Source organism: Paramagnetospirillum magneticum AMB-1, assembly GCF_000009985.1.
Classification (GTDB): domain Bacteria; phylum Pseudomonadota; class Alphaproteobacteria; order Rhodospirillales; family Magnetospirillaceae; genus Phaeospirillum; species Phaeospirillum magneticum.
This window is the reverse complement of record NC_007626.1, coordinates 834,750-859,975: the sequence shown is the minus strand read 5'-3', so window position 1 is coordinate 859,975 and position 25,226 is coordinate 834,750. Positions and strand designations below refer to the sequence as shown.

The following is a 25,226-nucleotide window of genomic DNA, read 5'->3' as shown; positions in this document are numbered from 1 at the left end:
CATGCCCACACCCGCCAATCCCTTCAAGCGCGCCCTGGCCGAGGGCCGCCCCCAGATCGGCCTGTGGGTTGGCCTTGCCAATCCCTATACGGCGGAAATCTGCGCCGGCGCCGGCTTCGACTGGCTGCTGATTGATGGCGAGCACGCCCCCAACGACGTGCCCGGCCTGCTGGCCCAGTTGCAGGCGGTGGCGCCCTATCCCAGCCACCCCATCGTGCGTCCGGTGATCGGCGACACTGCGCTGATCAAGCAATTGCTCGATATCGGCGCCCAGACCCTGCTGGTCCCCATGATCGATACGCCGGAACAGGCCGCCGCCACGGTGGCGGCCATGCATTACCCCCCCAGGGGCGTGCGCGGCGTGGGCGCCGCCCTGGCGCGGGCCTCGCGCTGGGGACGCATCGGCGATTACCTCAAGACCGCGTCGGACGAACTTTGCCTGCTGCTGCAGATCGAGACGGTCACGGGACTGCGCAACCTGGAGGCCATCGCCACCACCGACGGCGTCGACGGCATCTTCATCGGTCCCGCCGATCTGGCCGCCTCGCTGGGGCATCTGGGGGCACCATCCCACCCCGAGGTGCAGGCCGAGATCGAGAAGGCCCTGGCGATGCTGAAGCGTCTGGGCGTGCCCAGCGGCATCCTGGCCGCCGACGAGACCCTGGCCCGCAAATTTCTGGCGGCGGGGGCGACCTTCGTGGCGGTGGGCATCGACACCATGGTGCTGAGCCGCGCCCTGTCGGCCCTGGCCGCCACCTACAAGGACGTGGCGCCGCCCGCCCAGACGGATCGTGCCGGCTATTAAGGCTTCAAGCGACATGTCATCCCGACGACCAACGGGAGGAGGGATCTCATCCTGGCACGACGTTTCGGAATTGGCGCCCCTGCTCCAAGCGGAGATCCCTCGGCTTCGCTCGGGATGACAGGAAAGGTCAGATTAAACGCTCCCCGGCATAAGGCCTTCGCCGCCCTCGGAGCCCCCCGCTTCCGCCGCTTCTTCGCGGGTCAGGCGCTGTCCATCCTGGGAACCTGGGTGCAGAGCGTCGCCATGAGCTGGCTGGTCTATCGCCTGACCGGCTCGGCGGTGCTGCTGGGCGTCACCGCCTTTCTGTCCCAGGCGCCGCAGTTGGTGATCTCGCCCCTGGCCGGGTTGTTCATCGACCGCTTCGACCGCCGCCGCCTGTTCCTGTGCGTCCAGGCGCTGATGATCGCCCAGGCGGCCCTGCTGGCGGCCATCACCGCCCTGGGGGTGGTGACGCCGGCCCATCTGGTGGGGCTGGCGGCGCTGTTCGGCGTGCTCAACAGCGTCGACACGCCGCTGCGCCAATCCATGCTGGGGGGCATGGTCGAGGACCGCGCCCTGCTGCGCAACGCCATTGCGCTGAACGCCTCGCTGTTCAATTCGGCGCGCTTCGTCGGCCCGCCGCTGGCCGGGCTGATCTTGTCCTTCACCTCGGAAAGCTGGTGCTTCGCCATCAATGCCGCCTCGTTCCTGGGCGTGGCCTTCGCCGTCTGGCGCCAGCCGCCCCAGCCGCCCTCCGGGGCCTCGGGGGGAATGGCCGAGGCCTTTCGCCAGGGGCTGGCCTTCGCCTGGAACAACCAGACCATCCGGACGCTGTTGTTCAGTGTGGCGGCACTCAATCTGGCGGGCTCGGCCTATGGGGTGCTGATGCCCATCCTGGCCAAGGAGGGGTTCGCCGGCGATGCCAGCACCCTGGGCTGGCTGCTGGGCGCCACCGGCGGCGGGGCGCTGGCCGCCACCCTGCTGGTGGCCACCCGCCAGCGCCTGGAGCAGCTTTTGCGGCTGGTGATCATGGGCTGGGGCTGCGCGGCGCTGGGGCTGGGCGGATTGGGCCTCAGTCCCAGCCTGACGCCCGCCCTGGCGGCGGCGTTCTGCATCGGGCTGGGGATCAGCTCGGTCAACGTCTCCACCAACGCCCTGCTGCAATCCATGGCGCCCGACGCCATTCGCGGCCGGGTGATTTCCTACTTCACGGCGCTGCGCTTCGGCATGGATGCCCTGGGCGGGCTGGCGGCGGGCGCCATGGCCGCCGGGCTGGGCGTCGCCGGGACATTGGGGCTGGAGGCCGGACTGGTGGCGGCGGGCGCCCTGGCCATGGCCACCCTCTCCCGGCGGATCAAGGCCACCGAGGCCTGATGACAGCTCCCGGGGTCCGGCCTATGATCGGCGCCAGTCAGGCAATAGGGTGAGGACACAATGGCCGGGGCGAATTTTTCTTTGGCGGGCAAGCGGGTGTTCGTGGCGGGTCATCGCGGCATGGCGGGCAGCGCCATCCTCCGCCGCCTGCAATCCGAGGATTGCGAGACTCTCACCGTCGACCGCTTGGCGCTCGATCTTCGCAACCAGTCTGCCGTCGAGGCGTGGATGGAGGACAAACGGCCCGACGCCGTGTTCCTGGCCGCCGCCCTGGTAGGCGGCATCCGCGCCAATTCCACCCGCCCGGCCGAGTTCCTCTATGACAATCTCGCCGTCGAGATGAATGTCATCCATGCGGCCCACCGGGTGGGGGTGTCGCGGCTGCTGTTCCTGGGCTCGTCCTGCGCCTATCCCCGGGAGGCCGCCCAGCCCATGGCCGAGTCCTCCATGCTGACCGGTCCGCTGGAGCCCACCAACGAGGCCTATGCCATCGCCAAGATCGCCGGCATCAAGCTGTGCGAGGCCTATCACCGCCAGTATGGCCGCCACTTCATGTCGGCGGTGCCGGCCAGCCTGATCGGGCCGGGCGACCGCTTCGACGCCGAGAACGGCCATGTGGGCGCCGCCCTGGTCATGAAGTTCCACGACGCCGTCCAGCGTGGCGCCGATACGGTGGAATTGTGGGGAACGGGAAGCCCGATCCGCGAATTCCTCTACGTGGACGATCTGGCCGACGCCTGCGTCTTCCTGATGAAGTCCCTGGGCGGCGGCGAGATCATCAATGTGGGCTCGGGCATCGAAGCCTCTATCCGCGAGTTGGCCGAACTCACCGCCCGCGTGGTGGGGTTCAAGGGCAAGCTGTCCTTCGACACCACCAAACCCGACGGCATGATGCGCAAGCTGGTGGATTCCACCCGCATCCGCGCCATGGGCTGGCAGGCCGCCACATCGCTGGAGGAGAGCATCCGGCGCGGCTATGAGTGGTATCTGGCCAATTCGAAGGCTTAATGCGGCTCCCGACCGTTTCCATCGTCCCGCATGTCAAGACTGGCGCCGGTGATCATGACGTTCTACCCGGTGTGATGACGTCCGCGGCCTGATCCAGGCTTTCGGGGGTGCCGATATCGATGAAGCGGGCACTTTCGCACACATGCGCCCGCAGCCAGCCGCGCGGCAGTTCGGCCAGGACGTCACGTTCGAAGGACGGCCCCGTGCTCTGTCCCAGCCGGGCCAGAGCGGGCGCCGACAACAGGCACACCCCGGCGTTGATCAGGGCCGGGGTGGGATCGGGAGCCTTTTCCAGGAAGCGGGTGACAAATCCCCCGGCATCCACCTCGATCCGCCCGTAACGCTGCCCGTCGGGCACCCGCACGCAGACCAGACTGGCCGCGCAGCCGGCCCGGCGGTGGGCCGCCAGGGCGGCGCCCAGATCGGCGTCCAGCCAGGTATCGCCATTGATGATCATCACCGGATCGCCGTGCAGGCGGGGCAGCACGTAGCGTAGCGCACCGCCGGTGCCCAGGGGCTCGGGCTCGATCTCCGTCACGATGGGGATGGGCCAGCGGCCCCGGTCGAGATGGACGGTCACCTGCTGGGCCAGATGGCCCAGCGACAGGACCAGCCGCCCCGCCCCCGCCGCCGCCATCCACTCCACCATCAGGTCGAGGAAAGGGCGGCCCTGGACGGGAGCCAGGATCTTGGGCCGCTGGTCGCCCAGCACGCCGCGCAAGCGGGTGCCCAGCCCGCCGGCCAGAACCACAACGTCGATGCCGTCCAATCCCGCGCCGGAGCTCATGACGGCCGGCTCAGATGTTGGTGTAGATGGTGTTCTTCAGCATGGTATAGCCCTTGATCAGGTCGACGACACCCTTGTCCAGGTCGTATTGCGGCGCCCAGCCGGTGGCCTCGAGACGCTCGTTGGAAACGATGTAGTCCCGCTTGTCCGGATCCTCGCCCATGGGCGCGTCCACGAAGACGAAGTCAGGCAGGTGCTTCTTGATGACTTCGCACAATTCCCACTTGGACAGATTGGCGGAGGACAGGCCCACATTGTAGGGCCGGTTCTTCATGGTCTCGAAATTGGTCAGCCCGTGCATGAAGGCGCCCGTCACGTCGCGCACATGGATAAAGTTGCGCTTGAAGTGGCTTTCGAACAGCACCACGAAACGGTCGTAGACGGCGCGGTAGACGAAGTCGTTGACCAGCAGGTCGAGGCGCGGCCGGGGCGCCATGCCGAACACCGTGGCCAGACGGAAGCTGATGGAATTGCTGTGGTCCAGTACCGCCTTTTCCACCTCGACCTTGTGGATGCCATACAGCGAAATGGGCCGCATGGGCGTTTCCTCGGTACAGAACTTGCCGCTTTCACCGATGCCGTAGCCGGAATTGGTGATGGGCATCAGGACCCGCTGGTTGGGCGACAGCGCCTTCATCAGCTCGATCTGAGCGGTCAGGTTGATGCTTTCGGCACCAAAGGGGTCGGCCTTGCACAGCGGCGCCCCCACCAGGGCGGCCAGGGGGATGACCACGTCGGCACCCACCAGCAGGCGCTTCATCAGCGCCATGTCGCGCACGTCGCCCCGGACGACGCTGAAATTGGGGTCCGAGCAGCAATGGGCCAGGGACACCTGCTTGAACATGAAGTTGTCCACCACCGTGACCTTGTGGCCGGCGGCCAGCAGGGCCGGCACCATGATCGACCCGAGATAGCCGGCGCCGCCGGTCACCAGAATGTTGTACATGGCAAGATCCTCGTCTTTCCAAAGATTGATGAAATCGGTCTAGGCGGCTCGCGCCGCATCCAGACCACGCAGCGGCAAACCAAAGATACGCGCCCAGTGGACGGCTTCTGGGCAAAGTGACGGCGTGATCACCGTTCGCGCCAGATATTGCCCAACCCGGTCGATCACCTGCTGCGCCTCGGCCACCTTGTGGCGGCTCATCAGCACCTGGACAGCCAGGGGGGCGAAATCGTGCAATACCGTATAATCGTTCTCCACCGCCACGTCGAAGTTGGCCATGAACACGTCGCGCCATTCGTCCAGGCCGTTGACGCACATGCCGAAGGCGGCGCGCAGGTAGAGGCGCTGGGCGCTTTCATTGGCGGGGAAGCGGTCCAGCGAGGTCTCGAGCAAGGCCAAGGCGCGAGAATATTCCGCCACGGCGTCGTTGCCACCGAGGCTCGAGGCGCGGGTGATCGCCATGTCGGCCCGCTGGTTCAGGGCGTAGCTGCGCCAGACGGCATCCTCGGAAACATAGGGTGCCAGGGCCGGGCAGCGGTCGCGGATCTTGGCGTCGGCCACCCAGTAGAGGCCGTTGACGTTGTCCATCTGCCCGGGAAAAGTCTCATTGGGTTCAAGGACGAACTCACCCTCGGAAATGCGCTTGAACAGCTCATCAGCCCGGTCGGGATGCCCCACCAGCCGCAGATAAAGCGCCAGGGTATAGTTCAGCCCCAGGGAATTGGGAAATTCGGCCAGGCCCTGCAGGATGGCCTCGTGCAGCCGCTGCCCCCAGCCGTCCGTCCGGGTGGCCGTCGACATCACCGCACGGCGCACCCAGTGCGGCGAGCGCGTGCGCTCGAACACCCGCTGGGACTGATCGGGCCGGTTGCTCAGATGCCAGGGCTCGGTGATGCCGACCCAGTCGCGCTGGACCGGCGCGGCCAGGGGTGCATCCGCCTTCTTGCGGCCTTCCATCTCCACCTGGGTCATGAACATCAACTGGCGGACAAAGCGCAGGGCGCGGCGCCCCTCGTCGTCAGGCATCAGATCGTTCAGTTCCTTTTCCAACTGCGCCGCCTGAGGCAGGAACCGTTCGCGCATCCCTTCGTAATCGGCCAGATGGCGCTCGATATCCTCGACCACGTGGGATAGGCGGAAGACGGGAAAGCACTCGAATTTCTGGCTGAAGATATAGGGAACGCCGTTCTCCTCCTCCACCAGTTGGAAGGTGCCGGTGGCCAGGGATTCGAAGGACCGGGTGGTCATGGAATTGGTGGTGCGTGCGCTGTGAATGGTGAAGCGGGTCTCGCGCAGCAGGCCATAAAACTCATCGTGATTGAGATACCCCTCGATCACCCGGACCTGAAAGGCGGGATCGAGCCGCGCCAGTGGGGCGATCCGCTGGCGCTTGTCACGATAGAAGTCGTGGGTGATGCCGCCGGTAAAGACCAGATCCAGTTGCCGCCGCCGGGGGTCTTCGTAGACCTCCTTCAACCCGCTGATCTGGGGAATCAGCAGGGACATGATGTAGTAGAAACTGGTGCCCGGCACGCCGAACGCCCGATTGAGCTCGACCTCTTCCCAGGAGCTCAGGTTCACCACCAGATCGACCTCGGGCATCAGCTCGTCGAGGATCTCGTAATACCATTCGTGATCGTGGGGATTGACCACCACCGGAGCGCCCAGGTCGCGCAAGCCCACAGGCACCATCTTGAAGTCGTCGACCAGCACCAGATCAACCGGGGGGCCGGGCGGGACCATGCTGGCCAGGGATTGCCCCATGGGCAGGGTGGTGGCGGGATCGCCCAGCATGTGCGAACTGATGATCAGGTCGATGCCAGGTATCTGATAAAAGCCGCGCAGCCGGTCGGGGCGGCCGAAATCGGTATGGATCACCACGCGGCAGGTCTGGCGGGCGATGAGGTCCTGCAGCCGCTTGAGTCGCTTGGCCTCGCCCTTCAGCTTGAGCCCCTCGGCGATCTGGCGCTCGGCCTCGCCCAGATCGTCGTCGCGCCAGGCACCGAAGGCGCGGTACAGGCACGATCGGGCCGTGTGAACATTGTGCCGGTCCAGCACCAATTCGCCGCCGACCCGGTTGCCCAGCAGGATCAGCGAACAGCCGCGCAGCTCGGGCCGATCCTCGCCATAGCGGGCAACATAGAGATAGTCGTGGGCCTCGAACGCCGCGTCCAGCGAGGGGTGAATGGCCTGCAGCCGGTTCTCGGGCAGCCTCAGCGGAAACGGGGTCTTCTTGATGGTGGTCATTGGCCTTTCCCCCTCCCCGCCCCGTCGTAAAAATCCCCGCGAGGCCCTGACGGAGACCTTATCTCCTGGGACTTAACAAGCGGTTACACCAGCCGCCCGGCCGATCTGGAGGAGAAACCCGTCGCCCACCTCCGTGGCGGATGATAGTATTCCCGGCCCATCAGACGTGCCCGCAACCGTGTTAAGGAAGACCGTGGACAACGCCCCCGCCCCGACGCCGGTTTCCGCCCGTATCCCCTATACCGCGTGCCCTCTCTGCGCCAGTGGAGATTTCGCAGCGCTCGGCTATGCCGACTGCACCCACCATCCCCTGTATCAGGACATCCTGCCCGCCCAGATGGTCTGGTGCCGGTGCAATGCCTGCGCCCACGTCTTCACCGACGGCTATTTCACCGAGGCCGCCGCCCGGGTGATCTTCTCCAAGACCAATGAAAGTCAGGCGGTCGGGCACGATGCCGAAGGGCAGCGGCGGGTCTCGGCCCGCATCGTCGAGCGCGTCGCCCGCCATGTGTCGGGCGGTGACTGGCTGGATGTGGGCTTCGGCAACGGCTCGCTGCTGTTCACCGCCCAGGAGTTCGGCTTTGGCCCGGTGGGAACCGACTTGCGCAGCGACGGCGTCGCCGCCCTGGCGGCGCTGGGCTACGAGGCCTATTGCCAGCCCCTGGAACAGCTCGACATGCCGGGACGATTTGCCGTGATCAGCATGGCCGATGTGCTGGAGCATATGCCCTATCCCCGCACCGCCCTGGACAAGGCCCGTTCCCTGCTGCGGCCCGACGGGGCGATCTTCGTGTCCATGCCCAACATGTCCAGCATGGTCTGGCGCCTGCTCGACCAGCAGATGCTCAATCCCTATTGGCCCGAGATCGAGCATTATCACAATTTCAGCCGGGAACGGCTTTACGCCCTGCTGGAGGACCATGGTTTCACGCCGGTGAACTTCGCCGTCAGCGAGCGCTACCGCGTCTGCATGGAAGTCATCGCCATCAGGAAGTGACGGGGGCCTCTGGTTCTGGAAATAGTATCTTAAGCTTTCAACGGCAGATTCGGGGGCAGTGATCGAGCCGCCGAGACAAGGGCAGAATACCCATGACGGAAGACCTGAAATTCTCGGCGCGAGGCAGAGCGCTGGTCGGCCAAAAAATGTTCGCCGTCCTGGAACAAGCCCGCCGGATCGAGACCGCCGGAGAGAAGGTCTACCATCTGGAACTGGGCAATCCCCGCCTTGCCCCCCATCCAGCCATGCTGTCGCGCACCGTCCAGGCCCTGGTCGAGCGCGAGGTGGGCTATACCCAGTCCGCCGGGCACCCCTCTCTGCGCCAGGCCATCGCCGACCTGCGCGCGCGCACCTGGGGCCATACCGTTACCGAAGCCAATGTGGTGATCAGCCCGGCCAACCTGATCATCAGCCAGTTTCTTGATCTGGTCTGCGATCCAGGTGACCGGGTGGTATTCTTCACCCCCGCCTTCCCCAGCTATTGGGCGGCGGCCATCCACATCGGCCTCAAGGTTGAGAGCGTGCCGCTGGACCTCGCCACCGGCTACGACCTCAGCGATGACGCCGTGGACCGCGCCCTGGCCCTGGCCCCCAAGGCGATCATTGTCAATTCCGCCAATAACCCCACGGGAGCCGTCTACGACCGCGCCCAGTTGGAGCGCTTGGCGGTGGAGTGCGACCGGCGCGGTATCTGGCTGCTGTCAGATGAAACCTATGGCGAGATCAGCTTCGGACGGCCGTTCCATACGCTGGGCGGGCTGGAACTGCCCCGGCTGGTGGTGATGTCGTCGTTCTCAAAGCTGTTCTCGGTACCGGGCTACCGCATCGGTTTTCTCATCGCCCACCCCAAGGTGGCCGAGAAATTCGCCCTGTCTGTGTCGACGCTGATTTCCTGCCTGCCCATCTTCACCCAGTTGGGCTGCGTCGCGGCACTGGACCATCTGGACAAGTATACCGAGGAGGTGCGGCACCACTGCACCGTGATGACCGACTGGTGCTCTGAGGCCTTGCGAAAGAGCCAGCGCCTGGCCTTCGTGCCGCCCAAGGCGGGGTTCTACTTCTTCCTCGACATTTCGGCCTGCGGCCTGGACGACCTCAGCTTCTCCAGCATGCTGCTGGAACGCCACCAGACCGCCGTGACGCCGGGCAGCAGCTTCTCGCCCGACATGACCGGCCACATCCGCATCGCCACCTGCGGCGCGGCCCTCGACGTCCACGAGGGCGTCCGCCGAGTGGTGGCCCTGGCGGAATCCCTTTGAGGGCGGCGGCGTAGCATCGGGCTATCGCCCGCACCCATTTGGGGCGATGCCCCAAACCCCCTTTTGATTCATAAATAGAAGGGAGGTTTGGAGGCTTGCCTCCAACTGGGGTCCGGGGCGAGAGCCCCGCGGGGCTCCCATCCCCATCACCGGCAGTTACGGTCGAGAACCTCGTGGAAGCGGGTGATCTGGGCGGTCAGATCCACCGGGTGGTTCCCGACGAAGAGCCCGAAATCATGGGCTGTCTCGGCATTGGGCACCCCGCCGCCGACCACATCATAATCATAGAACTTGAGGCAGTCGTGGCGCAGGAAGCAGCCGCCGGTGATAATGCGGAAGCCGATATCGGCCTCTTTGAGGGCCGCGAAGACCTTTTCCCGGTCGATGTCCAGCTTGGGATTGAGGATCAGGGTGAACGAGAAAGCCGAGGAGCGGCCATTCTCGCGCTGGATGATGAAGCGGTCGTCGTTGCCGAACAGCCGCTGGAACAGGGCGAGATTCTCGCGCCGCCGCGCCGTGAAGGCCGGCAGCTTCTTCAACTGCTCGCGCCCCACCGCCGCCTCGATTTCCAGGGGCCGGACATTGTAGCCTGGGAACAGGAAGCGATAGGCCTCGTAATGGTCGTTGGACCGCTTGGAATACAGTGTTGTGTCGGGCGACAGATCACGGGTCCAGCCATGGGCGCGCATGGCCCGGCACAGATCCGCCAGTTCATCGTCGTCGGTCAGCACCATGCCGCCTTCCATGGTGGAGATATGGTGCGAGAAGAAGAAGCTGAAGGTGTTGAGATGCCCGAAGGTGCCCAGCTTGCGCCCGTTCAGCTCTGCATCCAGGGATTCGCAATTGTCTTCCAGCACGTAGAGTGAATGCTTGTCGGCAAAGGCGCGAATCACGTCCATGGCCGCCGGGTTGCCCAGAATCGAGACGCCGACGATGGCCCGCGTCCTGTCGGTCAGCGCCGCATCCAACTGCGACACATCCATGTTGAGGCTGTCCAGCTCCACATCGACAAAGCGCAGCTTCAGCCCGTATTGCTGCAGCGGATGGTAAGTGGTGGCCCAGGAAATGGCCGGGACGATGACCTCGTCGCCGCGCTGGAGGGGGCGGTCGGCCTTGAAGAACAAGGAGGCCACCGCCACCAGATTGGCCGACGAGCCCGAATTGACCATGATGCCGTGGCGCATGCCCATATAGGCGGCAAACTCGGCCTCAAAGGCCTTCACCTGGGCGCCCATGGTGTAGAAGCCGCTGCGGATGACCTGCTCGGCGGCCGCGTTTTCCTCTTCCCCCCAGGTGGGGCTGGCAAGTTCATAGAACATGGATTTTCCTCGGCCGATCCAGGGACAGGTAATGGCAAGAGGCGCCGCCGGTCAGAGCGGCGCCAACCTGCTCAGGGGTCCAGAGTCTTCTTCTGAACGACGTCGGGATAGGCGGGATTCTGCCAATCGTCCAGGGGCTCGATCAGCATGTTGGCGCGGAACTCGTCGCGAGGCAGGTAGGGGTACATGTCCTCGATGGGAGTCTTCCAGCCGAAGATACGCGGCTCGTAGGTGTGGTACTCGTGCATGTTGACGTCGCAGACCACGGCGCAATCGGCGGCCAGAACCTCGGCGATCTTGGCTTCCATCTCCTGCTGGGTCTCGATGGTCACCGTCTTGACCCCGTAGGCCTGGGCGATCTTGACGAAGTCCGGCGGCGCATAGCCCTTGGGACCGCAGGCCTCGGCCCGGCCGTTGAAGTTGGTTTCCTGATAGGCCTTGGTGATGCCGTAGATGTGGTTGTTGAGGATGAACGTCTTCACCTTGACCCCGTAATTCACGAAGGTCTGCAGTTCCTGGATGTTCATGTTCATGCCGCCGTCGCCAATGATGCAGACGACCTGATTATTGGGCGCGGCGAACCAGGCGCCCATGGCGCCGGCGAACGAAAAGCCCATGGGCGAATTGCCGTTGTTGGTGAGCAGGCGCTGACCGCGCTTGGTCTCGAAGGCATGACTGGTCACCACGATATTGCCGCCGCAATCGCCGACCACGATATCGCCGCCCTTCATCATCTCCGACAGCTTGCGGACGAAGGCATAGGGGTGGACCGTGCCCTTCTGCTCAAAGAATTCGGGCAGCACGGGATCGTAGCGGTCGCGCCAGTCCAGCACCTTGGACAGCCAGGCCTTGTGGTCGCCCAACCCGCCATTGGCGCGCAGAGCCTTGGCCCGGGCCACCAGACGGCGCAGGAAGATTCCGGCGTCGCACAGCACATTGACGTCGAGGGGAACCTGCTGGAGATGCTTCTGCAGCAGGGTCTCGTCCACGTCGACCACGTATTTCTTGGCCTCGCGGGCGAAGGAATGGATGTTGCCGCCGGTGATGCGCCCCGAAATGCGCGAGCCCACCGCCAGCAGCAGATCGGAATTCTGGATGCCGAAATTACGCCCGGCTCCGCCATAGGTGCCGATGCGGCCGCCGTACTGGGGCAGGTCCGAGGTCACCACGTCCAGCGCGTTCCAGGTCGGGAACATGGGAACGCCCAGCACCTCGCCCAGCTCCACCAGATCGTCGACGGCATTGGCGAGGCGGACGCCGCCGCCCACCATGATGGTCGGGCGCTTGGACTTGGCCAGATCGGCCAGATAGGTGTCGATGGCCGCGTCCACCGCGTCCAGGTTCCACGACCGCTGGGCGGCCACGGTGTCGAAGCCGAACAGCTTGTCCGGATCGATGTCCTGCTTTTGGATGTTGAGCGGAATATCCAGCAGGACCGGACCCGGACGGCCTTCCTTGGCGATGAACAGGGCCTTTTCCACCTCGTAGCGGATTTCCGCCGCCGAGGTGATCATCTTGGCGTATTTGGTCACCGGCTTGGCCATGCCGACGATGTCGGTCTCTTGGAAGCCCACCTGGCGGATGGAAGGGTCGGGGCGCAGGAACTGGGAATTGATCTGGCCGGTCATGAAGACGCAGGGGATCGAATCGTAGAAGCAATTGCCCATGGAGGTGAGCAGGTTCTGCCCGCCGGGACCGCTGGTGGCGATGGTGGCGCCGGGGATACCCTTGATCTTGGCATAGGCCTCGGCCGCGAAGCCGCCGCCCTGCTCGTGCATGGTCGCCACATACTCGGTCTTGTTCGTCCGCGTGAACGCGTCGATCAGATCGCCGTTGGCCGCGCCGTAGACGACGAAAATCTTGTCGATGCCCTCTTCGGCGAGCCGATTGATGACGTAATCACCGACCTTCATGGTACCTCCACTGGAATGCAGTCTGACCTTAGTTCTGGCGATGGCGGCGGGGCAGCGTGTGGCCGGTCATGTCCCGGACATGGGCCATGGCCCGCTCGCCGAATGTCTTGCGGATCATCTCGAGATAATCCGGATTGGTGAAATAGCGGGTGAACGCCTGATCCCGGAAATCCAGGACCTGCTGGGCCGACAGCGTGGCGGTGGGCAACGGCAGGCAGTCGAAGCTGTGCTGCGCATAGCCGATCCAGCCCGGCCCCCCGGCATCATCGGGCAACGGCAGATTCTGCTCCTTGGCCATCTCGTAGAGATGCGACCCCGGATAGGCCATGGCGCAGTAGAAATTGGCCCACTCGGTATTGAGGCTGATGGCCAGATCCAGGGTTTCCTGCATGCTTTCCAGGGTATCGTCGGGCAGGCCGAAGATATAATTCGCCCCCACGTAAATGCCCTTGTCGCGGACCCGGCGGACTACGGCGGAAATGTCGAGATTGCCGAAGCGCCCCTTGGTCACCCCGTCGCGCACGTACTTGGAGCCCGATTCGATGCCCAGGCCCAGCCAGTTGATGCCGGCCGCCTTCAGCTTGTCGAGCATGGCATCGTCATTCAGGGTGTCGACGCGGGCATAGGCCCAGAGGTTGAGGCCGTAGCCGCGCTCGATCAGCTTGTCGCAGATACCCAGCACGTGCTTGGGGTTCAGCACGAACATCTCGTCGGGAATCTTGATGTTCCTGACGCCGTATTTCAGCACCATCTCGTCGATCTGGGCGATGACGTTGTCCGGGCTCCAGGTGCGGATCTTGTTCACGCCGAAGGGGGCGTTGATGCAGCAGAACGAGCACTTGAACGGGCAGCCCAGGCTGGTCTGCAGCGAGGCGTAGGAATCCCGGCTGTCCAGATTGCCGAAGCAATGCCAGTTGTGGGCGCGGTAAAGACTCATGTCCAGCAGGTCCAGCGCCTGACGCGGCAGCTCCGCGTCCAGGTCGCTGATCAGCGGCGCCGGGGTGTTAGAGCGCACCTTGCCGTCACGGTCGCGGTACCACAGGCCGGGGACGGCGCCGAGGTCGCCGTCGCTCTTCAATGCCCGGACCAGCTCCAGCAGGGTGTAAGGCCCCTCGCCCTGGCAGACATAGGTGAAGGGCTCTTCCTCCAGGGTCCGCTTGGGCAGGGCCGAGGGATGGGTGCCCAGTGCGATGGTCGCCAACCGGCCCTTGCCCTTCTCGGCGACCAGGCGGGCGGTCTTGGTGGCGGCGGGCATGCATTGGGTCGAAGCCGAGGGCTGCTGGCCGTAAATGGTGATCAGCGTGACCAGCGGCTGGGCGGCAACGATGCGCTCGGCGGTCTGCTCGTGGGTCAGCTTCAGGGCCTCGGCATCGAGCATGGCCACCGCGACTCCGCGACTCCGCAAAAACTCGGCGATCAGCCCGCCCCAGACGGGGGGCTCGATGGCCGCGAAGTCATTGCTCAAATTCTGATAGACCTCCAGGCGGGACGGAGGCGTCACGATCAGTACATCAAGTTGAGCCATGGAATTTCCGTGATGAAGAAGACCGGGGTCGACGACCGGGAGCCTATCAGCGTAACCGTGAAGAATCTTTGAAGATCGTGATGACGTGCTGCACCCGTCTCAGCCCTTGAGCTCAATCAGCTTGGCCAGGGTGATCCCGCTCAGATCCTTGAGCACCGCCGCGGCGGCCGAGAAATCCTGCCCCTTGGTATAAAGGCTGGGGGTCACCACCACCTTGAGGCCGATGGTGGTGGCCGCCGTCACGCCGTTGACAGAATCCTCCAGCACCAGGCATTTGTCGGCTGGCAGGTCCAGGCGCTTGAGCACCAGGGCGTAGACCTCCGGGTCGGGCTTCTTCCTGCGCACGTCCTCGGCGCAGGCGATGGTGTGAAAGAAGGCCTTGCGCGCCCCCAGCAGGGTTTCCACATTGGCCCGCGTTGCGGTGGTGGCCACCGCCAGCTTCAGCCCCTGGGCCCGCGCCGAGGAGATCAGCGATTCCACGCCGGGGCGAAACGACACCTGCCCGCTATCCACCATCTTGGTGTAGATCTGGTTCTTGCGGTTGTGCAGCCCAGCCACCAGCTCGGGCGAGGCATCGGGGGCGAAGGCCAGAATCCGTTCCTTGCCGCCCGACACCTTCAACAGCTTCCGGTAGGTTTCCTGGTTCCAGGTCCAATTGAGACCGGCCTCGGAAAAGGCCCGGTTGAAGGCATAGCGATGCGCCTCCTCGGTCTCGGCCAAGGTGCCGTCCACGTCGAAGATCAGAGCGGCAACCTGATTCATCATGTCAGCGCACCACGTCGATGACGCCGCGCTCGCCCAGGGACGGGTGGCCGACGGCGGAACACTCGAATGAGTATGAGCCGAATCTGGCCGGCACGAACCACAATTCCTTGGTTTCGCCCGCAGGAATGGCCAGGCTCTCGATCCACGGCCCCTTGAGGACCTGCCCGCCGCCGCGCACGCTTTCCACCGCGATATCGGTAAAGAAGGCGCGGGCCTTGAGGCCGTGATCGGACTCGGTGGCATTGACCAGCACCAGCCGGGTGGCCCGGTCGCGGTGAAAGACCCACTCCGCCGGCCGGAAGGCGTGGTCGGCGATGGTGATCCGCACCTCCTCCGGCGCGGCCCAATCAGCGCCGGCGACGATCTCGGCGGCATTGGAGACGAAGCCCGGCGGCAGCCGGTTGCTGACGCTGTCCGATCCGGCGCAGGCGGCCAGCAGCGACAGGGAAAAGGCGACGGCAAGCACGCGTAAGGTCATTGTCCCGGGCTCCATCCCTTGGGGGCCATTTCAAAGCCGCCGAACTCGAAGGCTGGCGACACGGTGCATCCCACCAGGGTCCAGGCCCCGGTCGGCTCGGCGGCCTGCCAGCAGCCCGGCGGCACGATCACCTGGGGCATGTGTCCGGCCAGGACATCCGGGCCCAGCAGCACGCCGCGCACGCCGCGCCCATCCTCGGACAGCAGCAGGCGCAACGGATCGCCGGCATGGTAGTGCCATATCTCGGTGGCGTCGACCCGGTGCCAGTGGGACCGCTCGCCCGCCTTCAGCAGATAGTAGATGGCGGTGCCCGCCCCCCGTCCCCCCCCCTCGGGGACATGGCGCCAGGTCTCGGCGTAATGCCCCCCTTCGGGATGGGGCTGCAGGCCCAGCCGGGCGATGATGGCCTCCGCATCCGGCATGATCAGTCCCTGGGCTCGGACTTGACCATGGAGGGGCGCTTGATCGCCTCGGCGAACCAGGCGGCCAGCTTGGGATGGGCGGCGCGCCAGTCCTCGGCGGCGAAGCGATAGTCGAGATAGCCCAGCGCCACCGCCGCGCCGATCTGGCCGATCAGGAAGTCGCGCCCCCAGCCGGCGCATTCCTCTTCCATCACGTCCAGCGCCCGGACGATGGCCCGGGTCTGGCGGTCGGTCCAGTCGCTCCAGCGCTTGTCCTCGGGCCGCATGGTGGCCTCCAGCCGCTTGACCAGCGCCGCGTCCAGAATGCCGTCGGCCAGGGCGGCCAGACGCAGTTGCTCCCAGCGCGCCCCGCCGGCGGCGGGGAACAGCTTCTGGCCGTCATGAAGCGAGTCCAGGTACTCGCAGATGACGGGGGAATCGAACAGCGCCTCGCCGCCTTCGGTGATCAGGGCGGGCACCTTGCAAAGGGGATTGTCCCGGGTCAGATCGGTGTCGGGCGACCAGGCATTGGTCAGCACGAATTCGAGACGGGGCTCCAGCCCGGTCTCGACGGCGACCACCCAGCACTTGCGGGCATAGGGCGAGGTGGTGGAATAACGCAGCTTCATGACGGGATACCCCAAACCGGAACAGGCAGAGCCATCATGCTTGGGTCGCCGCCCGTCGCGAGTCAAGACCGACGAAGTATTGTCCCCTTCCCGCGATTGCCCGGCTCGCCAGCTTGGGCCATGATACGCCCGCATCAGACGGGGAGCGGTTCCATGCGAATTTGGCTGGCGGTTGCAATGGCGGTGACGGTGGCGGGATGTTCGGGCGTCGATCCCGACAAACTGGCCCAACTGCGTAGCGGCAAGTCGACGGTGGCCGAAGCCTTCACCCTGCTGGGAACGCCCGATCGCGATGAAACCCTGCCCGACGGCTCGCGCATGCTGGTCTATGTGGCCCAGACGTCGCACACCCGGGCGGTCAATTTCGTGCCGATGGCGTCCCAGGTCTGGGGCGGCTGGAACGTCAAAAGCAACGAAGCCGGCCTGATGTTCAGCCCCGACGGCACGCTGCGCTTCCATTCCTGGTCGGCCGGCGACCAGCCGCAGATGCGCAATGTCGGCCAGGCCGTCTCCCCCTACCCCGCCAAGCCCCTGGGCGACAAGGCGGCGGAATAGGGCGGCAGGCGACCGGCGAGGGACGAATTTAAAGATACTTGGTCATGAAAAACCCCGCCCGTTGCCGGGCGGGGATCTTCAAACTTGTAACGGAAAGACCGTTCAGATCTTCTCGCTGGCCATCTCCCACACGGCGGGAGCGCGCCACAGGCGAGACTTCAGCAGTTCACGCTCGAACAGCATTTCCTTCGGCACGCGGTCGAAGAACTTGTCGAACAGCTCTTCCTGGCTGCGGGCGTCGGCGACGCCGGCGTCGCGGTCGATGCGCATCAGGTCCTTGAACTTGTCGCGCGGATAGTCGAGGCCGTTCCAGTCCATGTCCTCGTACTGGGGCACCAGGCCGATGGGCGATTCCACCGCCTTGGCCTTGCCGCCGACGCGGTCGACGATCCACTTCAGAACACGCATGTTCTGGCCATAGCCCGGCCACATGAACTTGTTGTTCTCGTCGCGGCGGAACCAGTTCACCCGGAAGATCGGCGGCGGGTTCTTCACGGCGCGGCCCATGTTGAGCCAATGGTTGAAGTAATCGGCCATGTTGTAGCCGCAGAACGGCAGCATGGCGAAGGGATCGCGGCGGATGGCGGCCTGGCCGACGGCGGCGGCGGTCGCCTCCGAGCCCATGGTGGCGCCGAGATAGACGCCGTGAGCCCAGTTGAAGCTCTGGACCACCAGGGGGGCGTTCTTGGACAGACGGCCGCCGACGATGAAGGCCGAGATGGGCACGCCCGCCGGATTTTCCCAATCGGGGTCGACGCTGGGGCACTGGGCGACCGGCGCGGTGAAGCGGGAATTGGGATGGGCGGCCGGGTCCTTGGACTCAGGCGTCCAGTCGTTGCCCTTCCAATCGATCAGATGGGCGGGAGCCTCGTCGGTCAGACCTTCCCACCACACGTCGCCGTCATCGGTCATGGCGACATTGGTGAAGATGGAGTTCTTGGCACAGGCGGCGATGGCGCTGGGATTGGTGGTGGCGCCGGTGCCGGGAGCCACGCCGAAGAAGCCGGCTTCCGGATTGATGGCATAGAAGCGGCCATCGGGGCCGGGCTTGATCCAGGCGATGTCGTCGCCGACGGTGTAGATCTTCCAGCCGTCGAAGCCCTTGGGCGGAACCAGCATGGCGAAGTTGGTCTTGCCGCAGGCCGACGGGAAGGCGGCGGCCACATAGGTCTTCTCGCCCTTGGGGCTTTCCACGCCGACGATCAGCATGTGCTCGGCCAGCCAGCCCTCGTCGCGGGCCATGGCCGAGGCGATGCGCAGCGCGAAGCACTTCTTGCCCAGCAGAGCGTTGCCGCCGTAGCCCGAGCCGAACGACCAGATCTGCCGGTCCTCGGGGAAGTGGGCGATGGTGATGTTGTCGGGATTGCAGGGCCAGGCGACGTCCTTCTCGCCCTCGGCCAGGGGCTTGCCCACCGAGTGCAGGCACTGCACGAAATCACCGTCGGTGCCCAGGATGTCGAGCACCGGCTGGCCCATGCGGGTCATGATGCGCATGTTGGCGGCGGCATAGGCGGAATCGGTGATCTGCACGCCGATATGGGCGATGTCCGAGCCCAGCGGACCCATGGAGAACGGCACCACGTACATGGTGCGGCCCTTCATGCAGCCGTCGTACAGCTTGGTCATGCGGGCCTTCATCTCGCGCGGCTCGACCCAGTTGTTGGTGGGGCCGGCGTCGTTCTTGTTGTGCGAGCAGATGAAGGTGCGGTCCTCGACGCGCGCCACGTCGCGGGGGTCCGAGCGGCAGAGATACGAACCGGGGCGCTTGGCCGGGTTCAGCTTGATCATGGTGCCACCGGCCACCATCATCTCGCACAGGGCATCGTATTCCTTCTGGGAGCCGTCGCAGATATGGATGCCCGACGGGCGGCACAAATGCGCCATCTCGTCGACCCACGCCAGCAATTTGGCGTTCATGGTGGTCCCGCCAGGAATACCGCTCTTGGTCATTTCCATCCTACTCCGTTAAAGACCGGAGGACCCGATCCTCCCGCCGCCCCGGGGACGATACCCCTGAACGGACAGGCCTTCCTTGGACCGGCCGCCGGTCTGGCGCCCTTTTATGGTTTGCGCCGCCGCCGCGAAAGAGGACGCGAAGATAGCCGCCCGAGGCCCCGCGAGCAATGCTCTTGGTGGGAAAAATTCACCCATTTTTAAGATTATTGCTCAAAAAGCGATCCAACTGGCCGCAAAAGACGCATCACTTTGATTGGCTTGCCACAAGGCTTTGCAGCCAGGAAAGCGGCGAACACGATCTGTCGGGCGCCGAATCGAAGGCCAGGCGCAGCACCGCCTCGCCCGCGCCCAGCTCGCAACCGTCGGGATCGATTCCGGCCAGCCGCCAGGCCATGGCTCCATCGCCGCCGGCCTGCGCAGCCAGGGCGGCCACCAGGGCGGCATGGGCATCATTGATCTCGACCAGGGCGCCCTCCTCGGCGGCGGCCACGAAGGCCGCCTCGTCCTCGGGGACCAGCGGCGCGTCGAACCACACCGCCCGACCGAAGCCGCCGACGAAATGGGCCCGCTCCACGGTCATGCGCCAGATGGCGAAGTCGCCGAAGCCGGCATAAAGCTCAGCGCCCGGGTGGCGCGCCAGAAAGCGGCGGCGCAGGCGGGGATCGCCGTCCTCGGCGACCCGGCCCGTCAAGGTGACCCGCGGCCCGGTCTGGGGATTGGCGAGACCGTCGGTGCCGTCCAGCAGCAGCGCCGCCCGCCCGTCGGCCAGCAGGTTGCGGGTATGGTCGGCCAGCCGCGACAGCAGCAGAATGGGAGAAAGATCGTGGTCGAAGGCCAGGGTGACCAGCGAGACATAGGGGTGATTATCCCGGCCGCCGGCCAGACTGGTGGCCAGCGCCGCCTTGCGGGCCGCCCGCACCACCTGCCGCAAGGCCGCACGGTTGTTGGCGGGCAGCGTCGCCGTTCCTTCGGATCCGTCGCTCATGCACCCCCCCATGGTTCCGGTTGCGCTACGCCGCCGGGGCGTGGCCTGGGCGACGATCATCGCAGATACGGGCCGCTCTGGGAATTGCGGTGAAGATACCGGGATTCCACCTGATTGCATTTCCGCCGCGGCCGAGGCTATTATCATTTTCTTAACTCTTGGGCGGAGCGGAAGACTTGTCCATTGGCGCCATCACCGGTTCGGGCAGCACGGCGAATCTGATCGACGCGATCAGGGCGGCGCGTGCCGGAGCCGTGGCGGCGACCCAGGCAGTCAGCAACCAGCCCGATCCCCGCGTCAATGCCGAGGTCGAGGAGCAATCCTCGGCGCAGCAGCAGGCGGCCCAGGCCAAGTCCGACCAGCGGCGGCAATCCCAGGTCGCCGACCGCCAGCAGAGCACCCAGGACAACACCCCCCGCCCGTCCTCCGCCTTCCTGACCCAGGCCCTGGCCCAGGAACAGAGCGGCACCGCCTCGGAGACCACCCGGTCCTCGGTGGCCGGCAGCGCCGCCTATGGCAACACCGCCTATGCCGACGCCGCCAACCGCGCCTCGGCCCTGTCCGGCAAGTCCCGCGACACGGAATACGAGGTCCTGTCGCCGAACCCGTCGGCGGCCTCCGGACGCGGCGTCGACCTGTCCGTCTAGGCGGCAACACTTACTCCATTCGAACTAGCTGATTGTTTCGGTCTGGTGAGCGACCGAGACCATCTCCATATGTACTTTCCGAGATGGTCTCGTCGGAAACGGTTCCGGATGGTGTCCGGATCGGGCGATGGAACGCCCCGGTTGCGCGACACCGCAAGACATATACACAGTAAAGTAAAAACCTGTACTCACACCGGTAAATACTGATTGCGGGTTTCCGATATACTTCCAGTTTCGGGTTGCTTGCCTAACCAATTCCGACTATGCACGGGGAAAGGTAGCCATGCCTGATACAGAAAAGCAGCCGCAACTTCAGAGCGGTCAAGTCAGAGACCAACTGAACATCATGCCGACACGCGCCGAGGCAAAACCTGCCCGCCCCATGAACCGGGCCAACGATACCGACAGACATGTGGGAAGCCGCATCCGCGAGCGACGCATCATGCTCGGGCTATCCCAGCAGCAGATGGCCGACCTGATCGGCGTCACCTACCAGCAGGCCCATAAGTACGAGCGCGGCATCAACCGCATCTCGGCGGGACGGCTGTTCGAGATCGCCCAGGTGCTGGGCGTTCCGGTGGGCTTCTTCTATGAAGGCCTGGAGAACCGCCGGGGCAGCGACCTGTCCGCCCGCCAGCGCATGTGCCTGGAGCTGGCCCGCAACTTCACCTCCATCACCAACGAGCGCCACCAGGAAGCCCTGTCACAGCTCGCCCGGGCCCTGGCCGCCGAGGACTGAGACGGCCCATCGGGCGGCGTCTTGGATCAGCGGCGACGGATCATCCCGTCGCCGTTCCGCCTCGGCCAGAAGATCCGTCTGCCCGCCATTGGCGGCGGCGATCAGCACCCCGGCCATCAACCGCTCATAGCCCGCCCGCTTCACCGGCGAAGCGGTGAACACTTCGCGGAATCCCGCTTCATCCAGTTGCACCAGATCGGCCAGCCTTGGCGCGGTCAGCTCGACCCGTGGCAGGAAATCGGGCTCGGTGGTCGGCGGCGCGAACTTGTTCCAGGGGCAGGCGGCCATGCAATCGTCGCAGCCATACAGGCGGTTGCCCAGGCCCGGCCGCAAATCCTCGGGGATAGGGCTCTTGCTCTCGATGGTGAGGTACGAGATGCAGCGCCGCGGGTCGATCCGCCCCTCGCCGTCCAGTGCCCGGGTGGGGCAGGCCTCGACACAGGCCCGACACGAACCGCAATGATCGGCCTCGGGCGCGTCGGGCTCGATCTCCAGGGTGGTGAAGACCTCCGCCAGGAACAGCCACGACCCGAAGCGCCGCGACACGATATTGGTGTGCCGCCCGCGCCAGCCCAGCCCGCCCTGGGCCGCCAGGGGCTTTTCCATCACCGGGGCGGTGTCGACGAAGACCTTCAACTCGCCCCCCCAGGTCTCGGCCATCCAGCGGCCCAGGGCCTTGAGGCGCCGTTTGAGCAGGTCGTGATAGTCGCGGTTGCGGGCGTAGACGCTGATATTGCCCCGCTCGGGCAAGTGGGTGAGCTTCAGCGGATCGCCGGACGGGGCGTAATTGGTGCCCAGCACGATGACGCTTTTCGCGTCCGGCCACAGAACCTGGGGGTCGGCGCGCCGGTCGGCGGTTTCGGCCATCCAGCCCATGGTGCCGTGGCGCCCGTCGGCCAGATAGGCGTCCAGGTCGGCCTTCCACTCCGGCAGGCCCTGGGCACGGGCGAAGCCCACATCGGAAAAGCCCAGATCAAGGGCCCGGCGGCGAATCGCCGCCTTGACGTCATCGTCGCGGATCAGGGACTTGGCGTCCGCCCCGCTCATCCCCGGCCGCGATAGCCGGCCACGCCCTGGTCGGGCAGCCACAGCCCCTCGGGGGCCGGGCCGGTCTGCCAGAACACGTCGATGGGAATGCCGCCACGCGGATACCAGTAGCCGCCGATGCGCAGCCATTTGGGCGCGCAGGCCGCCACCAGCCGCTTGGCGATGGCGATGGTGCAATCCTCGTGAAAGGCGCCGTGGTTGCGGAAAGATCCCAGGAACAGCTTCAGCGACTTGCTTTCCACCAGCGAGCCTTCCGGCGCGTAGTCGATGACCAACTGGGCGAAATCGGGCTGCCCCGTGATCGGGCACAGCGAGGTGAATTCCGGCGCCGTGAAGCGCACCAGATACAACGTCCCCGGATGAGGGTTCGGCACCGTCTCCAGCACCGCCTTGTCGGGACTGGCGGGCAGGGCGGTGGACTGGCCGAGCTGGGTGAGATGCTCCGTGCCGGTTCCCATCTCAGTTACCGTTCATCTTCTTGATGGTGTTGGTGGTGCTTTGACCGTTGACCAGTTCGGCCAGCACCACCTTGCCGCCCCAGGACTGGACCAGATCGGCGCCCACCACCTTGTCGATGGTGTAGTCGGCGCCCTTCACCAGCACATCGGGCTTCAGGGTCCCGATCACCTCCAGCGGCGTATCCTCGCCGAAGATCACCACCAGATCGACGGTGGCCAGGGAGGACAGCACGGTGGCGCGGGACGCCTCGGACTGCACCGGCCGGGTCGGGCCTTTCAGGCGCTGGACCGAGGCATCGGAATTCAGCCCCACCACCAGCTTGTCGCAGGCTCCCTTGGCCTGGGCCAGGATGGAGACGTGGCCGGGATGCAGCAGGTCGAAGCAGCCATTGGTGAAGCCCACCTTCTGGCCCTTGCGCCGCCAGCGGTCGACCACCTCGGCCGCCGCTGTCACCGGCACGATCTTGGCCTCGCCCAGGGTCAGGTCCTCGCGGTGGAGCGCCACCACCAGCTCGTCGCCATAGGCCACGGCGGTACCCACCTTGCCGACCACGATGCCGGCGGCCACGTTGGCCAGATGGGCCGCCTCGGGTAGGGTGGCGCCCGAGGCCAGGGCCGCCGCCAGGGTGGCCACCACGGTATCGCCGGCGCCCGACACGTCGAACACCTCGCGGGCCTCGGCGGGCAGATGATCGATCTGGCCGTCGGCGCGGACCAGGGTCATGCCGTCCTGGCTGCGGGTAACCAGCACCGCCTCGAAGCCGCAGCTGTCGATCAGCTGGCGCGCGGCGGCGACCACCTGCTCGTCGCTGTCCACCGCCTGGCCAGTGGCCTCGTGCAGTTCCTTGCGGTTGGGCGTCACCACGGTCGCCCCGGCATAAATGGTGTAATCGGTCCCCTTGGGATCGACGATGACCTGCTTGCCCGCCGCCTTGGCCCGGCGGATCAGTTCGATGGCGATGGGCTCGGCCAGCACGCCCTTGCCGTAATCGGACAGCACCATCACCCCGGCCTTGGGCAACAGCCGCTCGATCCGGGTCAGCAACTGGGCGCGGATGGCCTCGCCGACCGGGCTGCGCGACTCGCGGTCGGCGCGGAGCAATTGCTGGTGCGAGGCGAAGAAGCGGGTCTTGATGGTGGTCTGGCGCCCCGGCTCGACCACGATGCAGGGATCGATCTCGCCGTGCTCGCCCACCAGCCGGGTGACCTCGCGGCCCGCCGTATCGTCGCCCACCACCGACACGAAGGCCGGCTCGGCGCCCACCGCCACCAGATTGCGCACCACGTTGCCGGCGCCGCCCAGCATGGCGGTTTCGCGCTCGATGCACAGTACGGGAATGGGGGCCTCGGGCGAGATGCGCTCGACCGAGCCATAGACGAAACGGTCCAGCATGGCGTCACCGACGCACAGAACCATGGTGCCGCGCAGCTTTTCAACGCGTTCGACGAGAGCGGAAAGTTCGGTCATGGGATTCGCAGGTCCTTGGTGGCTTGATGCCTGCTAACCCAACGGCGCCCGCCATGCAAGCCGAATCAGGTAAAGAGGAAGCGGCGACGGTCCTCCTCCAGCACCAGCGCCGTCAAACGGCCGGTCCGGTAGGCCCCGGTGTCGATGCCGATGCGGTGAGGCCGGACTTCCGGTTCGGAGACCACGGTATGGCCGTGAACCACCATCTTCTCCCACCTCTGGTCGGCGCCGAGAAATGGCTCGCGAATCCACATCAGGTCGTAGGGGTCCTGACGCTCCAGGGGAACCGCCGGCCTGACTCCGGCATGGACGAACAGATAGTCGCCTTCCTGGTGCCAGGTGGGAATGGAGGACAGGAAGCGCAGGTGGTGGGCGGGCATGGCCCGGTAGAGCATCTTCTGCAGCCGGGGATAATCCAGCGCCAGCTTGGCGTCCACCTCGCCCACATAAGAGCGGATAGCCTCCAGACCGCCATTGCGGAACCATCGCGGCCCCACCGAGAAATCGGCCAGGAATTCCAGCATGGTGTCTTCGTGATTGCCGCGCAGGCAGACGATGCGCACCCCGGCCAGGGGGCCTTCGCCCGCCCCCTTGATCACCCGCTCGACCACGGCGCGGGAATCCGCCCCCCGGTCGATCAGGTCGCCCAGAAACACCAGCACGATCCTCTCGGCAGGAATCCCGTCCACATCCCCGGCGATCTGCGCCAGCAGCCGGTCCAGCAGGTCGAGACGCCCGTGGACGTCGCCGATAGCATAGACGCGGATGCCCGGGGGCACGCGATGGAGAGGGGGCAAAGATTCGTCTATCATTTCCACTAGGGCCGGGGCCTCGCCGATGATACTTTTTTGCACCCAGGTAACCGGGCCTTTATATATGGCCGATCACAATGGGGGTTGCGACCGACTTTTCGGAATATCGGTGCGCTGATAACGGGGT

General features: G+C 65.6%; 24 protein-coding genes. 8 read left to right on the top strand and 16 right to left on the bottom strand.

Annotation, left to right across the window (positions count from 1 at the left end):
- Window position 1 precedes the first annotated feature (1 nt).
- The 3 genes from hpaI (at window position 2) to AMB_RS04085 (ending at window position 3,166) form a co-directional block, all read left to right on the top strand.
- Window positions 2–805: a 4-hydroxy-2-oxoheptanedioate aldolase gene (gene hpaI / locus AMB_RS04095; RefSeq protein WP_011383244.1), complete on the top strand. Its 804-nt coding sequence runs from the start codon at window positions 2–4 to the stop codon at window positions 803–805.
- A 114-nt stretch (window positions 806–919) separates the two neighbouring features.
- Window positions 920–2,158 (top strand): MFS transporter, encoded by a 1,239-nt coding sequence (locus AMB_RS04090; RefSeq protein ID WP_050750622.1) that lies wholly within the window; start codon window positions 920–922, stop codon window positions 2,156–2,158.
- A 60-nt stretch (window positions 2,159–2,218) separates the two neighbouring features.
- Window positions 2,219–3,166 carry a GDP-L-fucose synthase family protein gene (locus AMB_RS04085; protein WP_043743394.1) on the top strand — a complete coding sequence of 316 codons (948 nt, stop codon included), beginning with the start codon at window positions 2,219–2,221 and terminating at the stop codon, window positions 3,164–3,166.
- A 52-nt stretch (window positions 3,167–3,218) separates the two neighbouring features.
- Here AMB_RS04085 and AMB_RS04080 read toward each other — a convergent pair whose 3' ends face one another.
- Genes AMB_RS04080 through AMB_RS04070 form a run of 3 tightly spaced genes read right to left on the bottom strand, consistent with a single transcriptional unit; the run spans window position 3,219 to window position 7,146 of the window.
- Complete coding sequence (locus tag AMB_RS04080; RefSeq protein ID WP_011383241.1) at window positions 3,219–3,953, bottom strand: nucleotidyltransferase family protein; 735 nt, start codon at window positions 3,951–3,953, stop codon at window positions 3,219–3,221.
- 10 nt (window positions 3,954–3,963) lie between these two features.
- Window positions 3,964–4,899: an NAD-dependent epimerase/dehydratase family protein gene (locus AMB_RS04075; RefSeq protein ID WP_011383240.1), complete on the bottom strand. Its 936-nt coding sequence runs from the start codon at window positions 4,897–4,899 to the stop codon at window positions 3,964–3,966.
- Between the two features lie 39 nt (window positions 4,900–4,938).
- Window positions 4,939–7,146 carry a glycosyltransferase family protein gene (locus AMB_RS04070; protein ID WP_011383239.1) on the bottom strand — a complete coding sequence of 736 codons (2,208 nt, stop codon included), beginning with the start codon at window positions 7,144–7,146 and terminating at the stop codon, window positions 4,939–4,941.
- Between the two features lie 178 nt (window positions 7,147–7,324).
- Here AMB_RS04070 and AMB_RS04065 point away from each other — a divergent pair, with 178 nt between their 5' ends.
- Complete coding sequence (locus tag AMB_RS04065) at window positions 7,325–8,143, top strand: class I SAM-dependent methyltransferase (protein ID WP_231848965.1); 819 nt, start codon at window positions 7,325–7,327, stop codon at window positions 8,141–8,143.
- Window positions 8,144–8,235: 92 nt separating this feature from the next.
- Window positions 8,236–9,402 (top strand): pyridoxal phosphate-dependent aminotransferase, encoded by a 1,167-nt coding sequence (locus AMB_RS04060; protein ID WP_011383237.1) that lies wholly within the window; start codon window positions 8,236–8,238, stop codon window positions 9,400–9,402.
- Window positions 9,403–9,548: 146 nt separating this feature from the next.
- On the opposite strand, the gene AMB_RS04055 is transcribed toward AMB_RS04060, so the two are convergent.
- The 7 genes from AMB_RS04055 to AMB_RS04025 all read right to left on the bottom strand — a co-directional run bounded on the left by AMB_RS04055 (window position 9,549) and on the right by AMB_RS04025 (window position 16,432).
- Window positions 9,549–10,721, bottom strand: coding sequence for a DegT/DnrJ/EryC1/StrS family aminotransferase (locus AMB_RS04055; RefSeq protein WP_011383236.1), 1,173 nt, complete (start codon window positions 10,719–10,721; stop codon window positions 9,549–9,551).
- 71 nt (window positions 10,722–10,792) lie between these two features.
- Complete coding sequence (locus AMB_RS04050; protein WP_011383235.1) at window positions 10,793–12,634, bottom strand: thiamine pyrophosphate-binding protein; 1,842 nt, start codon at window positions 12,632–12,634, stop codon at window positions 10,793–10,795.
- Window positions 12,635–12,662: 28 nt separating this feature from the next.
- On the bottom strand, window positions 12,663–14,159 hold the full coding sequence (locus AMB_RS04045; protein ID WP_011383234.1) for a B12-binding domain-containing radical SAM protein: 1,497 nt from the start codon (window positions 14,157–14,159) through the stop codon (window positions 12,663–12,665).
- A gap of 99 nt (window positions 14,160–14,258) precedes the next feature.
- Window positions 14,259–14,924: an HAD-IA family hydrolase gene (locus AMB_RS04040; RefSeq protein ID WP_011383233.1), complete on the bottom strand. Its 666-nt coding sequence runs from the start codon at window positions 14,922–14,924 to the stop codon at window positions 14,259–14,261.
- A gap of 1 nt (window position 14,925) precedes the next feature.
- A complete protein-coding gene (locus tag AMB_RS04035) occupies window positions 14,926–15,402 on the bottom strand; it encodes a hypothetical protein (protein ID WP_011383232.1) in 477 nt (158 codons plus the stop codon).
- The gene (locus AMB_RS04030) at window positions 15,399–15,824 is read right to left on the bottom strand and encodes a cupin domain-containing protein (protein WP_011383231.1); all 426 of its coding nucleotides are present in this window, start codon (window positions 15,822–15,824) and stop codon (window positions 15,399–15,401) included. Before AMB_RS04030 ends, AMB_RS04035 begins: the two co-directional genes overlap by 4 nt.
- A 2-nt stretch (window positions 15,825–15,826) precedes the next feature.
- Window positions 15,827–16,432, bottom strand: coding sequence for a glutathione S-transferase N-terminal domain-containing protein (locus tag AMB_RS04025; RefSeq protein ID WP_011383230.1), 606 nt, complete (start codon window positions 16,430–16,432; stop codon window positions 15,827–15,829).
- Window positions 16,433–16,585: 153 nt separating this feature from the next.
- On the opposite strand from AMB_RS04025, the gene AMB_RS04020 reads away from it, so the two are divergent.
- Window positions 16,586–16,987 (top strand): hypothetical protein, encoded by a 402-nt coding sequence (locus AMB_RS04020; protein ID WP_231848964.1) that lies wholly within the window; start codon window positions 16,586–16,588, stop codon window positions 16,985–16,987.
- 102 nt (window positions 16,988–17,089) lie between these two features.
- Here AMB_RS04020 and AMB_RS04015 read toward each other — a convergent pair whose 3' ends face one another.
- Together AMB_RS04015 and AMB_RS04010 are read right to left on the bottom strand one after the other, a co-directional pair.
- On the bottom strand, window positions 17,090–18,943 hold the full coding sequence (locus tag AMB_RS04015; RefSeq protein ID WP_011383228.1) for a phosphoenolpyruvate carboxykinase (GTP): 1,854 nt from the start codon (window positions 18,941–18,943) through the stop codon (window positions 17,090–17,092).
- Between the two features lie 244 nt (window positions 18,944–19,187).
- Window positions 19,188–19,928, bottom strand: coding sequence for a HugZ family protein (locus tag AMB_RS04010; RefSeq protein ID WP_043743392.1), 741 nt, complete (start codon window positions 19,926–19,928; stop codon window positions 19,188–19,190).
- A 176-nt stretch (window positions 19,929–20,104) separates the two neighbouring features.
- On the opposite strand from AMB_RS04010, the gene AMB_RS04005 reads away from it, so the two are divergent.
- Complete coding sequence (locus tag AMB_RS04005; protein WP_043743390.1) at window positions 20,105–20,575, top strand: hypothetical protein; 471 nt, start codon at window positions 20,105–20,107, stop codon at window positions 20,573–20,575.
- 346 nt (window positions 20,576–20,921) lie between these two features.
- Window positions 20,922–21,314 carry a helix-turn-helix domain-containing protein gene (locus AMB_RS04000; RefSeq protein ID WP_043743387.1) on the top strand — a complete coding sequence of 131 codons (393 nt, stop codon included), beginning with the start codon at window positions 20,922–20,924 and terminating at the stop codon, window positions 21,312–21,314.
- Here AMB_RS04000 and queG read toward each other — a convergent pair.
- From queG to AMB_RS03980, 4 genes are all read right to left on the bottom strand, one after another.
- Complete coding sequence (gene queG / locus AMB_RS03995) at window positions 21,279–22,361, bottom strand: tRNA epoxyqueuosine(34) reductase QueG (protein WP_011383223.1); 1,083 nt, start codon at window positions 22,359–22,361, stop codon at window positions 21,279–21,281. The two genes, AMB_RS04000 and queG, sit on opposite strands and share 36 nt — an antisense overlap.
- A complete protein-coding gene (queF, locus tag AMB_RS03990; protein ID WP_011383222.1) occupies window positions 22,358–22,819 on the bottom strand; it encodes a preQ(1) synthase in 462 nt (153 codons plus the stop codon). Before queF ends, queG begins: the two co-directional genes overlap by 4 nt.
- A 1-nt stretch (window position 22,820) precedes the next feature.
- Window positions 22,821–24,287, bottom strand: coding sequence for a D-glycero-beta-D-manno-heptose-7-phosphate kinase (gene rfaE1, locus AMB_RS03985; protein ID WP_011383221.1), 1,467 nt, complete (start codon window positions 24,285–24,287; stop codon window positions 22,821–22,823).
- 65 nt (window positions 24,288–24,352) lie between these two features.
- The gene (locus tag AMB_RS03980; protein WP_011383220.1) at window positions 24,353–25,141 is read right to left on the bottom strand and encodes a metallophosphoesterase family protein; all 789 of its coding nucleotides are present in this window, start codon (window positions 25,139–25,141) and stop codon (window positions 24,353–24,355) included.
- Window positions 25,142–25,226 lie beyond the last annotated feature (85 nt).